The 16637-nt window shown below is 31.9% G+C and carries 11 protein-coding genes; 4 read left to right on the top strand and 7 right to left on the bottom strand.

Going from position 1 to position 16637, the window contains the following annotated elements; genetic code table 11:
* The first annotated feature begins 321 nt into the window (after positions 1–321).
* Both ACERII_RS20305 and ACERII_RS20300 read left to right on the top strand, forming a co-directional pair.
* The gene (locus tag ACERII_RS20305; protein ID WP_373644744.1) at positions 322–522 is read left to right on the top strand and encodes a hypothetical protein; all 201 of its coding nucleotides are present in this window, start codon (positions 322–324) and stop codon (positions 520–522) included.
* Positions 523–715: 193 nt separating this feature from the next.
* Positions 716–943: a hypothetical protein gene (locus ACERII_RS20300; protein ID WP_373644743.1), complete on the top strand. Its 228-nt coding sequence runs from the start codon at positions 716–718 to the stop codon at positions 941–943.
* Positions 944–1354: 411 nt separating this feature from the next.
* On the opposite strand, the gene ACERII_RS20295 is transcribed toward ACERII_RS20300, so the two are convergent.
* The 5 genes from ACERII_RS20295 to ACERII_RS20275 all read right to left on the bottom strand — a co-directional run bounded on the left by ACERII_RS20295 (position 1355) and on the right by ACERII_RS20275 (position 8820).
* Positions 1355–2581 (bottom strand): Wadjet anti-phage system protein JetD domain-containing protein, encoded by a 1227-nt coding sequence (locus ACERII_RS20295; RefSeq protein ID WP_373644741.1) that lies wholly within the window; start codon positions 2579–2581, stop codon positions 1355–1357.
* A gap of 2 nt (positions 2582–2583) precedes the next feature.
* Positions 2584–5880, bottom strand: coding sequence for an SbcC/MukB-like Walker B domain-containing protein (locus ACERII_RS20290; protein ID WP_373644740.1), 3297 nt, complete (start codon positions 5878–5880; stop codon positions 2584–2586).
* Entirely contained in the window at positions 5877–6518 is a 642-nt protein-coding gene (locus ACERII_RS20285; RefSeq protein ID WP_373644739.1) for a DUF4194 domain-containing protein, read from the bottom strand. Before ACERII_RS20285 ends, ACERII_RS20290 begins: the two co-directional genes overlap by 4 nt.
* Complete coding sequence (locus ACERII_RS20280) at positions 6519–7940, bottom strand: Wadjet anti-phage system protein JetA family protein (RefSeq protein ID WP_373644737.1); 1422 nt, start codon at positions 7938–7940, stop codon at positions 6519–6521.
* Positions 7941–8616: 676 nt separating this feature from the next.
* Positions 8617–8820 (bottom strand): hypothetical protein, encoded by a 204-nt coding sequence (locus tag ACERII_RS20275; RefSeq protein ID WP_373644736.1) that lies wholly within the window; start codon positions 8818–8820, stop codon positions 8617–8619.
* 672 nt (positions 8821–9492) lie between these two features.
* On the opposite strand from ACERII_RS20275, the gene ACERII_RS20270 reads away from it, so the two are divergent.
* On the top strand, positions 9493–9765 hold the full coding sequence (locus ACERII_RS20270) for a hypothetical protein (protein WP_373644735.1): 273 nt from the start codon (positions 9493–9495) through the stop codon (positions 9763–9765).
* The gene (locus ACERII_RS20265; protein WP_373644734.1) at positions 9755–10477 is read left to right on the top strand and encodes a tyrosine-type recombinase/integrase; all 723 of its coding nucleotides are present in this window, start codon (positions 9755–9757) and stop codon (positions 10475–10477) included. The genes ACERII_RS20270 and ACERII_RS20265 overlap by 11 nt, the downstream gene beginning before the upstream one ends.
* A 478-nt stretch (positions 10478–10955) precedes the next feature.
* On the opposite strand, the gene ACERII_RS20260 is transcribed toward ACERII_RS20265, so the two are convergent.
* Positions 10956–12023 (bottom strand): hypothetical protein, encoded by a 1068-nt coding sequence (locus tag ACERII_RS20260; RefSeq protein ID WP_373644733.1) that lies wholly within the window; start codon positions 12021–12023, stop codon positions 10956–10958.
* Positions 12024–12915: 892 nt separating this feature from the next.
* Positions 12916–16593 carry an RNA-directed DNA polymerase gene (locus tag ACERII_RS20255; protein WP_373644793.1) on the bottom strand — a complete coding sequence of 1226 codons (3678 nt, stop codon included), beginning with the start codon at positions 16591–16593 and terminating at the stop codon, positions 12916–12918.
* Positions 16594–16637: the final 44 nt, after the last annotated feature.

The following is a 16637-nucleotide window of genomic DNA, read 5'->3' as shown; positions in this document are numbered from 1 at the left end:
TATTTTATATATTTGACAACATTTATTAAAATTAAAATTCACCCATTGAATTATTACTTCATTAAACTTTTCAAGGAAATTTTCTCCCTATTCTTCCGCACAAAAACCGTCATGTCCATGAGTATCACTTCACAAATAATAAATATAAAGCTGTTGCATAGTATAACGTCTACTGTTCAGCATTATTCATGTATACACACCTATACAATAATTTCATTTAGTAAGGTGGTACGTTCTAAAGGAATAAAGAGTGTGGTGGCGAATAATTATGATTAAAATAACAAGAAAGAAAACATATAAGCTATTTAAGAGGAGGATTTTATGACAATTTGGGTAGACATTGATAAACCAACTAATCATTTTGGGATTCACAGCAAAAATAAGTTTCGAAATCCAAAATTTAAGGGTATTAATCAACTTTTAAGGAATTGTGGATGGTTTGAATTAGCTTCAAAAAATGAAGCTTATGAATTACAAAAAAAAGAGTATCCGAGCTTTAAAGTGATAGATCGAACAGAATAGAAATAATAAGAGAGGCAATGAATGACAACTAGTTTGATATCGCTGGTTGTTATAAAAGCTTTCTGGTTTTTCCTTATGGAGTTCCTAATACGCTACTATTCAAAACTCAAAAATGCTCCCCAGTCTGTTGCTATCTATATATCTAAAGATCTTTTATACTAAAGGTAACGATGATTAGAGGAGATTGATTGGAATGGTTTTGGGGCATGATAGTCGTGGGAATATGTTTGTTGAACTTTCCTCTTCAGACTATGGTGGAAAAAAGGAGTTTTTTCGTATTACAAGGGTTGAAAAAGAAATAGGTAATCCATGTTTCCGATTTCAAATTCGTGAGAACATTGGGAGATTAAGAGCGATGGGTCCAGAGATGCCAATTGCTGGATTTGAGTCGTTGATAAAGGGGTTAAGTCAGTTAAAATAATCCAAACAAGCCTTATAAGAAGCTTTAATAGCCTTGTTCCTTCAGAAATGTGTAATAGTTCCTATAAGAGGAAAAAGCATTTGAATTCTATTTAAATCCAGCTTTTTTGTATTTCCACATTTTTATTTCAGTTGGCTTTTATTTTGACATGCAGCTTGTCCATCATAAAGTTTAATACAATAAAGTTTGTGACTTCATCTATTGTATAATTTTGTGAGTGTTAGTGTTCTACTTCGAATAAATCGGTAAGATCAACCACTGTTTTTTCATAATACTCTCAGATATTTGTATTGGATTTTAGCACTAATAGTATTTGTTTTATTTCCATTATAAAATTTAAATAGCGAACAGTCACAGTGACTGTTCGCTAATATACTCTACAATTCTACTAATATATTTTTATTTGTTACGCTATACTATTAAATTCCGATTCATCAAATTCAAACTAATAATTTCCTGCTCCAATTTCACATTATTTTCTAGCATGTAATTAACTGTATACGCATATAAATCCATCTCTTTTAATTCTTTAAGTCTGGCTATATCATTCTCTGTAAGGCCATGCAAGCATGACTCATACTCTTTATTCTTAAGTTCATCAGAAGACATACAAAACATAGCGAAATCAATTCCTGTAATTTCACATAAATTATGATGTATCCAGAAACCACCTGCATCGATATCTCCAAAGTGCATATAATTTGTATCTGGATTTGTGCCGTGAATCATTTTTAAAAATTCACGCTGATATCTGTTGGCATATCCTCCAAGATATAAGGTAACAGTATCATCATCTTTGTATCTCAAGAACGATGTTCTATTCTCAATCGTCATAAACTTCGAAGCACATATTTTTAAAGATTGAACCTTCCCGAGATCCGATGCCATGATTTCTATTCCCTCGGAAAAACCGCTAATATCCACATCTTTGCCAGAAATGGTTATCACCACATTTCCTTTAATACAAAGTTTCTGAGGCTCTTTATAAATGTGATAATCAACCAGAATTTCATCAATCAACTCATTTTCTCCAATAGGTCTATCTGAATACTTACGCAACAAAGCACACACCTGTTGCATCGTTACATCCTCAAAGAATTTTGAATCGCCATAAACCTTCATCGACACTTCCCTGATATATAAATTAGTCTGGTTGTTCTCTATGAACGAAATTGCTTTGAAAACATCATTAAGTTGTTCATAATTCTTTGGGATTTTTCTATTAGCAATACACTTCAATAATAGCGCACTTTCTTTTTCACATATAGGGGAAGCATTTTTGTAACGTTCAACAAGCAATTGTAACTGCTCAATTTGCATATCCTTTGTAACATAACCATACTTATCACTTAAATATTTCTCAACATCGCGAATTTTTTCATCAACAAGATAAATGCTTTGTATTTGAGTTCCAAAGGTTTCTGTGGTGCTATAAGTAAAACCTTTCTCCGTTAAATCATTTACAGCTTGATTCAATCTGGATATTTCTTCAAAATCACCCTCATTAGCATTATATTTTTTATATAATTTTTCAGGTTTAACCTGCGTTCTTCTATTAGTTTTGTTATCTCCAGAATCTTTTTTGCTCTTCCGATAAGTATCAACTAAATATTTGAGGATATTCTCTTCGTATTTCATCACTATACTCCCTCGTGTATTTCAACAATTCCTATCTCCATCAAATCTACCTGGGTTCTAAGAACAGGTAAAACAACTTCACATTCATTACCAATCAAATCAGTCTTATCAGGAGCACAGAATATCATTTGAAGTTTCTGTTCCCTCATAAATCCCATCATGATTTTGACATTAGTTGGATCCATTTTTGCAAATGGCTCATCGATAAATACAAGTCTGGTCGAATTAAGTTTATCATTGTAAATAATTAGCAATGCCGATAACAAAATAAGCATATATGGAATCTGAACTTCAGCGCCGGAATTATAACCAGACTGTTTTGAAAGAGCGGCTCTCGTAAGAACATCATTTGTAAGTAAGATCTCGTATGTCATATAATTTCGATAATCTGCATAATGCTCAATCTGAACCTTATCGTTACTCCCTACAATTCGGCTAATTATCTTTTGTATATCCTTTTCCATCTCTTCTACTTTATCATTTGAATATGATGTCATTCCATCAAAAGTCATCTGACCTGATATAGGTCCGAGATCCTCACGCTCTTTTAAGTAACTAGCATATTCAAGGATTTTTCCATAATCAGAACCACCCTTAACGTACTTAACATCAAATTCATATTTTGATTTAAATTTCAGTCTTGCTAATTCAGCGTTTATTAACTTCAAATCATCTCTTGCTGTTTCACAGGACTTCAACACAGTAAGCACAAACTCATTCTTAAATATCTCTTCATATCGTCTGGTTTGTTCTTTTAACTTCTGCTGTATCTCTTGCAAATCATCCATCCAGATTCTAGATTTCCTTGACTCATATTCAGCCCTAGATTTATCAGACAATGGTAATGGATTATCTGGTGATCTAGTAGCATTATATGACGCCTGAGCTCCTTTAAGTTTTTCGTCTGCTTCTCTAAGAGCACGAATTGAACGCCCTCTATCCTTCAATATGCCACCCGCACTACCTGGGCCTTTTGCAATATGTTTTTCGTAATCTTCAATAGCCTTTACATACACTACATAATTAATCATTTCTAATTCTTTCAAATCACTCTCTATACTTTTGATACTCTCATTCTTTTCATTCAGCACCCTTTTGTTTATCCTATATTCCGTCTGCATAGCAGATTTATCTTCACGAACTGCATCATGTTCTCTACTCACACCACCAAGATCCTGCTCGAGTCTAGAGACTTGCTCAGCAAGTTCCATATATTCTTTGTTATTCTTTTGAGCGTCTATCAAACGCTCTAATTCCTCCTGTTTTTTTGCACAATCCATTATTACTTCATCATACAATCTGCAAGCATCGAAATTATATCCACCAAAGAACTCCATAGATGTTTCTAGATATGACTTCTTTGATTCTCCTAGCCGCAATCGCTCTTGAGATTCGACGTATTCAGCCTTCAACGATTCCAATTCTCTTGTAGCTTTTATTCTGTTTAGTTCAATTGTTTCCTGCCCTAAACAGTAAAACCTTATTTTATCGAAGCTCAGGAAGAAACTATCCATAGCAACGGACACTCTGCCATCTTTTGATATAGCGTTCTCATAATTCTTAACCTTGTCCTTTGTGGTTGCATGAAAACGTCCAAGCTGATAATCAAAATATTGCTTTGCTACCGGATTCTTCACTTCGATAAATTGAACAACTGAATCCCCTTCAGGAGTTATCTCTTTTTTCATCAAGAGCTTTGTATTGAATAAATGCGCATATCTATTTTTTGATACATTAAGCACATCATCTGCAATGTCATAATATTCCGGCTCTACCAAAATAGTATATCTCCGTCTCCCAAGATAGCTTTCAATTGCATCTCGCCATGATTCATCTGTTAAACCGATAACGTATTCACATGCAAAACAAGCTTTAGATGGTATGCCTCTTTTATTAAATTCTCTGTTAATCTCATTCTTTAATGCAATATAATCCGGTATTTCTGAAAATGTTGTCTTCTTAGAATTACAATCATCAATAACCTGTTGCCATTTTGATTGTTTCTTTCTATTATCTGCTAATCTATCCTTCACTCTGGTAATTTCAGCTATGATTTCATCCCTATGGCCTTTAATTTCCTTGAAAAGATAATCAATACTACTTTCTTTCTGAATCTTTGAGAAATTATCCAAAGTTAACGAAGACAATACATCCTGCTGTTGAATTGCCATGCTTTCTTCATGAAGCCAAGATAATAGTTCACTTACTCTAGTCTGGAATTCAATAAGAGCGTTCTTTTCCTTTTCGAGTTTCTCTTTTTCAGAAAGCGCCTTCTGCAAAGCTTGCTCAGCTTCATCAATTGCTTTTGCACAGTCCATAGAACTTAAATTATCTTTCGCTTTATTGTAAGCTGCACGAAGTTCATTTTCACGGACTTCAATTTCTTTAAGCTTTTTTTCATCTTCCGCAATCTGTCTATTAGCAATGTCCATTTTTCTTGTAGCTTCTTCGATGTCTTTTTTGCAATCCATGAATCTTTTATATGCAATCTTTACATCATCCGCAAGGATGACATTTCTGGCATTCTGCAAGCCGTCAAAAAGCTTTATGATATTGCTAAGTTCTTCAATTTCAGCATCAATGGTAGCAAAATTCATATTCAACTTATCAATATTTTTTTTGGCTTCTACCAACTTAGAGAAATCAACCTTCTTTTCCTCTAATACACTTTCTCTGATAAACTGATCAATCTTAGCCTCTGGATCATATGACATAATACTACGTAGTTTTCTTCGGAAAGAGGCTAACTGTTGCTCATTCAAGCGAAGTCCCGTTCGCTGCATGAATCTGAGTACACCCTCTTTTACATCCATCATTTTTACACCTAGTTCTTTCTGTAATACTGATGCACTATATGGAATGACCTGTCCGTTATCTTCGTATGTATGAGTAATGTTCTCAAGTTTCTCGTTCTCCAATACATATCTTCTGGTTACAAACCCATTACTAGAGTCTGTATCTATAGCTGTTCCAAGGATAAAACTCTTTCCTAATGCCACGTCTACCATTTCAAGCACAATATGTGTATATACATTTGGCATCTGGTCTGCGGGCCTCATAAAGGTGACTGCGGTGGCATCAAGCAGACCTCGTGTATATGAAGTCACCGTTCTGCTTCCTTTATTCTCTGTAGACTTATTAAATACTACATCCCCATACAACGCATATTTTATGGCATCCAACAAAACTGATTTACCATTTCCGTTCTTACCCGCAATTAAAGTGAATAATCCTATAGGTACAGTAATCTGACTGAATCCATACCAGTTGATCAATCGAATTGCTTTCAATATGATCATTCAACATCCTCCTCAGGTCCATCACTATCTGCATTCTGTTCGTCATCTTCTAACTGGTTGTTCTTCATGTATTCCGCAGAAACCGTCTGGAATTGTGCGATATCCCAACCAAACTGCAACGACGGATACAATGTGATAATAGCATCTTCCGACTTATCCTTTGGATCATAATTAATCAAATCATATTTCTTAAAAATCTTCATGGCCGTGGACAACTTTTTACTATCCACGTCAACTTCATACGCTCTGACTTTATCAATTAAATCACCGAGCATTACAACATTCTCATCACTATAACCCAGATTCTCCAGATACACTTCCCAAAGCACAAGCAGCAAATGGTACTGCTCTGTTGTGAAAGCCACAACATTGGCTCTTTTTAATCCTACCGCTTCATCATCAGCCTCATGAGGCTTAAGCATTGCAATTCTTACATTCGTATCTACTAATACATCAAATCCAATCATACGCAAGTAATCCGAAACATCCTGCCTATTTGATTCTCTTGATATAAATGAATACAACTTCTCTTCCTTGTCACCAACGACGAACGTTGATTCCAACAACTTACGAATGCAACGCTTGAACAATAGGTCATTTTCTTCTTTTACAGAAATGTCTAATTTGAGACCACTCATTTAATCCCTCCTCTTAATTCGTATATTACTTATAGTTGCAACCTCTGTTTCTATAACCCCTTCCAAGAATTCAACCTCATACGGAAAATCTTCAGTGCCAGAATATATAATACTGACCGCTATCATCATGGCATCATCTCTGGTTTTTACCACCGTTTCATCCGGTATTAAATTTGTCCTACCTTCTAGTAGGGTATCAAAGTAACTTGTCGCTTGCTTCGTGCTGTACCTGTCTGGATATTCGTATAACAATTCCTTAGTAAGTTTTGCCTTTTCTTCATCCGACAATGAACTGGTAACAATAGCTCCACTCTTTGTATTCGGCTTGCGTTTCTTTCGACGTTCAATTGATTTTCTTCCAACATATTTGTATGACTGCAAGCCAAAACACTTGGAAATAGAATCAATAACATCTTTCTTTTCCTTCGGATCAAAATCCTTTATTGTCATAAGTAAGTCATTTAAATATGTTTGCATATTTACATTATTGCTTAAGACCATAAGGATCCTAGTCGAGTACAAACTGTAATAGTTATTAATTTTCTTATCTATGTAATCTATTTCTTTGACATAATCGTAGCTAATAAAGCTTTGCACTTCTGAAAGCTGGCTATCTACTATTTCACGAGCTGCGACTTCGGTAGCGTTATTTATTTTCCGATATTCCGTAATCATATTTTCATAGACTTCTATATTGGTAATATTTCTAAGCATTTTTTCAATTTCAGAAATATATCCGGGTATTAAACCATCTTTCTTTATGAAAAAATAGTCATTAAAGAAAGACTCCATCATTTCATCTTTGATAAGGAACTGTCCTAATTCATTGGTCTCTGACATTTTTATAATTATGCGCATTATAGACCTAATACTATCTTTAAGCACCAAAAGTTCATTTTTTAAGTCTGATACACTATCCGTTACCGGCACCAGAATATTAGAATAAGGTCTATGTGTCCTTCCATGTTCTATAAATGCAGAATGCAGAATATCATAAATGGAGAAAATGTGGTTAGTTAAAGCCGCACTGGTATCACGATTAAAGATTCTCTCTATCGAATCAATCATTTTCCTACAATAAGGCATAACAGTGGCAATATTGTCACCATTTCTTCCAATCTCACGCTCTGAAATCCAACCACAATATCTAAAATATCTTAGAATCGCATTAGCATTTTCAGTTTCTGATTTATTACTGCTAATATTCTCATTAGCATTCCCTGTGTTATTTTCCTCTTCCATCGCGTAAGAATAGTTACGAAGACACAAAATCAAAATGTCTCTGGCATCAGTTTCATAAAGAAGTGGAACTGACTTTGACTTTTCAATAAGTTGTAAAATGCATTCATAATATATCCTTTTATTTTTACAACAAAGCGGATTAAAAAAATAATCATATTCCACATTATCAAAAAGGATCACATTTCTCCCCCTCTCAATTTCCTTTATCATATTGCACTTAATTAGACTTCTGATATATATAGTTAAATTTAATTTATACTTAATGCTACAGGTAAAATTACCCACTTATATAATAACATTATAGACCCATTAAAATTAATTAATTTACTAGAATTACTTTTATTTATATTTAACCGATAAAGGAGCGAGAGAACCATTTAATGATGACTCCTCCACTCCTAATTGTAATTCTTCAATTATTATCTCCGTATTGAACCCTAGTAGTTTCAAATTGTCTTATTCGAGCTTATAGTGGTCCTATATACTTGCTATCAACTCGTTAATATTCCCCCATTCTCATTATACATTGAAATGGATGAATAATTTATTTTATAAAGTATTGCTTTTATTTAGTTATTTTCATCCTCTTCCCACTCTTCAAACTCTGCCACTAATACACCATCATCCACAGCCTTAACCTCAATATTAACTACCAGTTATATAATGTCTGTCTGACTATTCCAATTATTTTGTTTGCAATTTCAGTCTTGGCTTTTCACCTTTCAGCTAATGATTGGATGGTTAATGTTTTTCTATCATCTAAAAACATAATTGTCACCACCTGTAAAAATTTAAAAAAATCAATACTCCTTAAAAGTATTAATCCAAAATAAAAAGCACCCTATAAAGGATGCCATTATCTTACTAATTCAATTGTAACTTTTTCAATTTGGTCTAAATCATCTACATACTCTTCTTTTATACGTTCAAAAACATCTTCATAAGTATAGTTTGTTACCTCAAAATTAATTGGGTATTTACCCTTATGTTTAACTGTAACTAAATAGTCAGAAGCATAAACCTTTTCTTCCGAATGATTCACCATTATTGCTTTCCTCACATTCATCCCCTCCACCAAATATTTTCATTTACAATATTCGGCAAAGGTTAACAATTTTCCTTCATTGTGTGAAACAGCACCTGTGATATCCGTTCATACTGCTGTCCCGGCATCCGTGGTTGCCTGCACTTGTACCCCTTCTGTCACAGCAACCATCGAGGAGAGGTAATCACATAATATAATGTTCGATAGAAAAGTTAGAACTATCGTTTATATTAAAAATTGTTGAGTAATGGAAGATAGGTTTACTAACACCTTCCATTTTTTGAATTTTTAGATATGACAGGTAAGGTAGGTTTATAAAGTAATTATTTTATTCCTTCTCTGGTGCCGAGTTTGGTGCCCGTTTTTAAAAAATTTATAGTACTACAAAATATCAGCTATCATCGAAACCCTAATGTAGAGCACGTTTTGGCACTGTAAGGTACTAGGAATAACTACCTCCATAGAACTTCAAAACCTTTTGGGAGGCGCGTGACGTCTCCGCTGGGTTCGATTCCCAGACGGTCCCGCCAAATAAGGACTTCTTCGGAGTCAGGGTTTATATTGGTGACGAGGTCTCAAGACGATTTGAGACGAAACCTCGGTAGACCTTTTAGGTAAGACCTCTTGGGTTCGTCTACATATTTATCCACTCTGTATCCTTCTATATTCAATATAGGAGGTTTTTTTATGGCTAAAGATACCAAAAAAAAGAAGCGTAAATATTCTAGAAGTAAAACAAGTAGCAGAAGAATGTCAAAACAGGACTCTGGGACACTGACACTTTACAGCATGTTCGATAAGTTCATGATTTATAAGGAGACAGAAAGCTTAACTGATATAACCTTAAATGATTATCACAAGCACATAAGGTATTTATTGGAGTACACCGGTGGAGACTTGCCAAGTTACGAATTGAATTTAGAGCTATTTTCGTGGTTTTATTGGGTTCATGATACATGACAAAGGATTGTCTCCTGTTACTGCAAATGTAAGAATACGTACAATGAGGGCTTTTATTCGGCATTGCTTTATGGAGGGGTGGATTGAAGAACCTATTCACGAAAGGTTTAAGCCAGTAAAAACGGAAGAGGACACGCTAGAATCTTTTACGCCAGAGGAAATAAAAAAATTAATAAATGCAATTGATGATACAACCAATAGGGGATTTAGGGACTTGGTGGTAGTATACCTTTTGTTAGACACGGTGGTTAGGTGCTCTGAATTAATAAAAATGAAACGTTCATTCGTTGATTTAGCAGAGGGGACAATACAACTTGAACCACATGCAACAAAAACCAAGAGAGCCAGAATAGTTCCATTATCCTCTAAAACAATAACACTCTTAAAAGAGTATTTGGCTGAAACAGAAGAATTTCAATCTGAGTTTCTTATCCTTACCTATGAAGGTGAGCCAATTTCAGATAGCACTGTCAGAGAATATTTAAGGGAATGGGGAGACAAGGCTGGGATTACAAACAAAAGGGTTTCTCCTCACACTTTTCGTCACACAGGAGCGCTATACTACGTATTAAACGGTGGAGACCCATTTAGCTTACAAAAAATTCTTGGACACTCTGATATGTCAATGGTAAGAAAATATATTCAAATGACAAATGCTGATGTCAAAAGACAACACAATATGTTTTCTCCTATTAATACAGTCTTTGGATAATAAATATTTATCATTGAAATTTAGACAATCCAGTACATTTTAATTGTAGTGGATTGTCTAATTATATTTTAACACGATTATGAGCGCAATAAAGTGTAGCCAACGTAAAACCATTGTTTACTTTTCATATGCTACCCTATAGAAGATTACTCAAAAGTGTAGCGATTTTCTTTTTATTGTTTTATCGTACTCCATACTACAGATTATTTATTCGTCCAATTCTGTTTACATTTCCTTTGCTTCTTGAATGTCATTTATTACTTCTTTCATATCCTTTTGCAATCCTAATAAATTTTCAAAGATTCTATCTTCCACTACGCTCATCTACCTATGAACTTACTACAGGCTATATATTATCTACTTAGAGTTTGGTTTTGAATGTTACTAACATTACGAAACGAAAATTCGTCTCCCAAAAACCAAACCTATTAGCATTAAAATATGTAAATTACTATCTTGAAAAAGTTTAAGATTTTACTTATTTTTTTAGATGTTCATTTCTATATTTTGTAACTCTTTCAATAAATCCTTCAACATCAAAATTACTCGTTTGTTCTAGATAATTAATAATATCTTCATAATCAAAAGGATAATTAGAACGTATTCGACCTGTATTTTTTTTGAAATATTGGGCTAACTCTTTTAGTTTCTTCTCTCTAAAACCCAATTCAAGTGAGAAATGCTTATTTATATCATAGTATTCGACCTCTCCAAATCTAGCCTTATAAAAGGCGAGTCTTTCAATATTCATATCGAAATTAACACCTACTAAATAACCACAATCTTTTTGTAACTCATTTAGTAAAAAGTATCCTACTAATTGTAAACTATCTTTTTGGTTCAATAATTGGGATTTAGTCGTTTTAAAATCATATAGAGTGCCGTCGATAAAAATATCAGCGTCTGCTCCAGAAACCAGTGAAGAGCCCACACCAAAGTTTGGATTGAAAAACACTTGGCTATTCTTTTTTAATATTTCTGGAGTCATGAATTTCTCTTCAAATACAATCATTAAATTTTCTAAATTACTAATTACACTTTCGGGAGCTTGTTCAAAAAAAACATAATTTACATCTACATTTTCTTTTTTTGTTCCATTCCTAAATAAGTGTTCCAATTTAGCAAAATGTATAGCTATTTCTAATATATTTGTGATGGAGATTGAATTATCGTTAATGTATTTTTGAATTGTTTCTAGCCATTCTGTATATAGCTTTAATTTTTCATAATCTTTATTAAATTTGTATTTAGTAAAACTTTGGGTAGCCACAAACCATTGCAATGCATCTTCATTTTTTATAAATTGTGCAATTCTAAATCTTGCTAAATAATCAAATGCAGTTCCTACCAATGATGATTCATATGAAGATAAATCATTATTTGACACCAGCATTTCGTATTCAATTGAAAATGGAGGTTTTTCACTTAAAGTGTAGTAATCGTTTTTGTGCGGCTCGATTGATAAAAGTATTTCTTTAAATTCTTTATCCCTTTTCATTTTTCCATTTATTCTGCTGGTTAAACTCAACTTATCCCCTACTTTCATATGGTTTATTTTCAGCAAACTACCTAGTCCAAAAACTCTTCTTCTTCGATTCCTTTGCGCTTGTTCATTACAGTTATATTATAGTCTATCGGTAATTAAAAATGAACAATTACAAAGCGATACCCATCAACATTTCTCCTTTTGACAATATTGTACCAACACTAATATTTCATAGTTAACCAGCCATGTTTCATTACTCATAATGGTATTTTCATAAGTATTTTCATAGTTGTATTTATTTTTCCCCTTCACAATACCAATATAAATAGTATTCTGATAGTTAATTTACTAAGAACCGTATTTGTGGTAATAAAAACTCTCCTAACAAAGTGTAAGTAGCGTTTATGTCACAGCATTATAATTATTTATTGGCTTTTTTAGCAGGTGTCGTCTAAGTCAATACAGCCTTTCTAGTGAAGTCATCGTGTATGATTTGTTCTTCGACTGCGTCTTTAACACTGGTACGAATATGTGTGTTTACTTTTTCAACCGCCCTTTAGACCTAACCGAACCATACTCATTTATAAACAACTGATAATCGTGTCTCCCTATCTCTTGTAACGGTTTATTTTCAAAATGAGATTTGATTGCCTTGGATGTATATTCATAATGCTTTAAATTGGTTAAACTTAAAAGAGATTTATATAAATTCACTCAATTTTAAGAAATACTTATCAATAGGGACAGGATGTAAATGACGTACTATCCCTTTACCCAATTGTATTTTTATTTTGGCTGATGCTAATTGTGCCTCTTTTTTGGATGCTTGCCATTATTCCCTACCTTTTAATAACTAATAATATGATAATATTCTTTTTAGTAATTAATTTGAAATTTCCCATTGTATTTCAAAATGCACCACAAACTGTGGTGCATTTTTTTCATATAAACGTTAATCATTTCTGTAACGAAAAATCGATGTATTTAAAGTAAGTGCTAAATGATGGTATTTTGGCATACTTTTATATCTAGAAACTAATACATTTATTATTTTATCTTCCTCAATTCTAGAAAGATATTTCTGATATGTCATCTTATCTTTTTTTATCATCACTAAGTTCTCAACATCATATTTTTCAGTTACAAATTTTATAAATAACTCCCGGTCTCTCTGTTTTATATTTCTAAATAAACGGTCTTGGTAATTGAATTTTTTTCCAACAAAATTTATATTTCCATTATAACCTATTTCTCTAAAAAAATTCGTTATTTCCAATTCATACTTATCAGAATACAAACAATTAAGTAATGTTACTGACGTTTTGTGTTTTAATAATTTTTCTCTAAAAGCATTGGAATTAATTTTAAAGTAATAATTCTTATATTTCTTATTCTCTTCTAAATAATATTCAATTGCCTTTTTTAATTGACCACCACTTAACCCTATATCTGAGATAAATACAATCTCTCCAACATTATTCCCCGTTAGATTTATCTTTTGATAATCGGACCATATCCTTTTGTCGTTATTACTATTCCTATCAAATAAATCTTTATCTCTTTGAAATAAGATTTGCTGCAAACCATTATCATCACTTTTCCACTTAATAGGTAGTAAACAAATATTTTCGCCTTCACTTATTTTTATTAATATTTCGGCAACAAATTGATTTATAGTTTCATCATCCATAACTAAGTATGAAGAAATAACATTAAGTATAGCCGGAATATAATTGGTATTTACATTGTATAGATATGAATTAATTCTCCTTTTGGCTTCTTGAATTGAAACATCACTCTGTATCTGAATATTCTTAACTGCATTATCAAAATTATCATCATTGACTATACCAGCTTCAGTTTTTAAAGAAGTTATATCATATTTCCCCTGTTTATTCTCTATAATTTCAATTGTTCTAGCTAGAGTTTTAGGTAAAACAACAAGACATCCGTTTGAATAATAGACGTAATCACTGTTAACCAGTACGAAAATATCTTTAGTTGATAATTGACTCCATTCATTATTAGTAAGTATTTCATAGAAATTTAAATCCTTAATATTATATATAACATTATCAACCTTAATTTCAGATGTATTTGAAGTGATATTTTCTACATTTACCTTTATAAAATTAGATTCATTTGATTTATCTTTAATGTATTTCAACTCATTATTTAGAGACTTAATTAAAAAGCTAATACTTTCATATTCGACATTAATTTTTATTGATTTTTCAATTCCTTTTATTAAACTATTTAAATTACTTCTATCAATTTCAGAAGCACCATATAAAATATATTTCTCTATATTCCCTTCATAAAGACTATTATAATATTTCATCAATTCAAGTTCTTTTTTGTGTTGTTTCAATTCTTTATTTTTTATATATTCCCTAATTGAGTTAATTTTGGCTATTTCTAATGAATAGATATGTTCACCTATCATCTCAAAATAATCTCGTATATTTTTATCCAACAATTCTAAAAAAAACATTTTATCTTCTATATCTTTAATATATTGTGGTATAAAATCCGTTTCAAATGTTTTTGGGTTACATTGATAATCAAGCATAAAAACTTTACTTTCTACATTAGATTTTTTAAAAGTTTCTAATAATTCAATAAAAAATTGTTTTTTATTATTTTTAATTGGTCTATTCCCACTTATTAGGTATTCGTCATTCCAGCTGTATTTTAAATAATACTCATTATTATCTTCACGGAAGGTTCCAGTTTCAAAAACATTAATATATTTGCCGTTCTTTTCTGCTGATTTCTTTATGTTAACTATAAATGTGATTGCATTTAAAAAGTCTAAGTCGTTGAGTTTATCAATGAAGTTTTGTAACTTTGTATTTAAATCGACAACTGTATACATGTAACCCTTATCATTATACCATTCTTCGGCAAATACTTTATCTTCCGGAAAATCTGTTAAAATTTCCTTTGTGCCTCTTACGAGCAGTTGACTATCTTTTTTCAATAAAACTCTATTATTCAAATGAATATTTTGAATTGCAATTTTATCGTTTGGAAAATATCTTACATCTCCACCTAGACACCATTTTAAAAATTCTAGCCTCTTACTACTAATTATTTGAAATATATTTCCTCTAATTTCTTCCATTAGACTAGGATTCTCTTCAGAATTAAATAAATATAGAAATAAGTACATTGCATATTCTTTCTCGAACACCCTTACTCCCAAGTCTGCAATGATTCCATTTGAACTAAATACACTGGTTAGGAAGTGCACTACTGATTTATCTACAATGCCTTTTTTATTTATTATTTCGTCATACTTGTACCAATCATTATATTTTATAGGGACTTTTACCTCACTTAACCTAGTATTTAAATCTTTCCATATAACATTTATCTGATTATCTTTCTCTAAGAACATTGTAGTAAAACAGATAAGGTTATTTAGTAACTGAATATTTTTTTCTACAAAAACTTCTTCCACATTCCTTGATAAAGTGGTAAATATAGTTGTAACTACTTCGTTGAATGCTGGAAGATTTTTCGAATTAGATAAAAGTGAGTCAAGTATGAATAAAACATAACTCTTATCGTCCACTCTTTGGAGAGAGACTAAAGTCTTTATTAGAAGATTCCTATTCCAATTTATAGTTTTAGTGCTGATTATCAGTCGTTGAATTAATTCGTAATCTTTTTTTGTTAAATTTTCCATACTAACATTAATGCCAGCATGTAACATTAACCTAATTAATTCTAGCCTCTCATAATCAGTTAAGTCAGTCCTTTCCAGATAATGTTTAATTACTTTTTCCAATAAGTTGAAATCTACTAACGTATAGTTTCTAGAGAGCTCGTTTATAAAATTCGCTCTTGAGAGCCCAACTATTTCCATATAAAAATCTAAATTCACCTCAGATTTAGTATTAAAGATAATGTTTTTATAAAAGTGTTTAAATAGACTCCCCCTTCCTATATCACTTCTTGTAATCTCATTTACTATTTCATCCCGTCTTGCCTCTATGTAACTACCACTTATTAAATGTGTTAGAAAAAATGGCAACTGTTTTATATTTACATTAAATGTTTCATCCTTAAACATAGTTTCTAACATTGATATGGCACGGTTTACAACCTTCGATGGAGTATTATTTATATCAATTCCATCAATGAAATACTTTACTATATCTTGTCCTATAATTTCATATTTTAAATCTGAGACCTTACCCTTTATATACTTTTTTTGTTCTCTATTCATCTCTAAACCAAGAGTACCTAAACACATGTCGATTTCATTATTAATTTCTTCTAGTTTTTCCCTACTCTCAACTAGTATTACCATATCGTCAACATACCTAAAGTAATGTTCAAAGTCAGGAGTTAAAGCATTTATAATTTGGTCATCTAAAACAGTTAGATATAATTCCGCCAAATATCTAGCGTATGCAGGTCCCTGTGGTAGTCCTTTTTCTGAAATTTGTTGGGATACGTCAATTAAATATTCACACAAGTTTTTGTACTCGTTTTTTTGCTCTAGAGATAAGTCTTTTAATAATAATGAAGTCAATTTTGATGGTTTATCATATAATATTTCTCTAAGGATAATGTGACTTATTTGTTCATAAAATTTACTTATATCTATTTTTAAAATGTAGTACTCGTCATAACTGTCACTATGTATCTTTCCTTCTATAT

The organism is Evansella sp. AB-rgal1 (genome assembly GCF_041820985.1).
Lineage (GTDB): Bacteria > Bacillota > Bacilli > Bacillales > Salisediminibacteriaceae > Evansella.
Note: the sequence above shows the minus strand (reverse complement) of the source record. Positions and strands in the feature narration are given on the sequence as shown.

Excerpts from the sequence above, each read along its gene's own strand:
- ACERII_RS20305 (WP_373644744.1), top strand. The coding sequence starts at position 322 with ATGACAATTTGGGTAGACATTGATAAACCAACTAATCATTTTGGGATT.
- ACERII_RS20300 (WP_373644743.1), top strand. The coding sequence starts at position 716 with ATGGTTTTGGGGCATGATAGTCGTGGGAATATGTTTGTTGAACTTTCC.
- ACERII_RS20295 (WP_373644741.1), bottom strand. The coding sequence starts at position 2,581 with ATGAAATACGAAGAGAATATCCTCAAATATTTAGTTGATACTTATCGG.
- ACERII_RS20290 (WP_373644740.1), bottom strand. The coding sequence starts at position 5,880 with ATGATCATATTGAAAGCAATTCGATTGATCAACTGGTATGGATTCAGT.
- ACERII_RS20285 (WP_373644739.1), bottom strand. The coding sequence starts at position 6,518 with ATGAGTGGTCTCAAATTAGACATTTCTGTAAAAGAAGAAAATGACCTA.
- ACERII_RS20270 (WP_373644735.1), top strand. The coding sequence starts at position 9,493 with ATGGCTAAAGATACCAAAAAAAAGAAGCGTAAATATTCTAGAAGTAAA.
- ACERII_RS20265 (WP_373644734.1), top strand. The coding sequence starts at position 9,755 with ATGATACATGACAAAGGATTGTCTCCTGTTACTGCAAATGTAAGAATA.
- ACERII_RS20260 (WP_373644733.1), bottom strand. The coding sequence starts at position 12,023 with ATGAAAGTAGGGGATAAGTTGAGTTTAACCAGCAGAATAAATGGAAAA.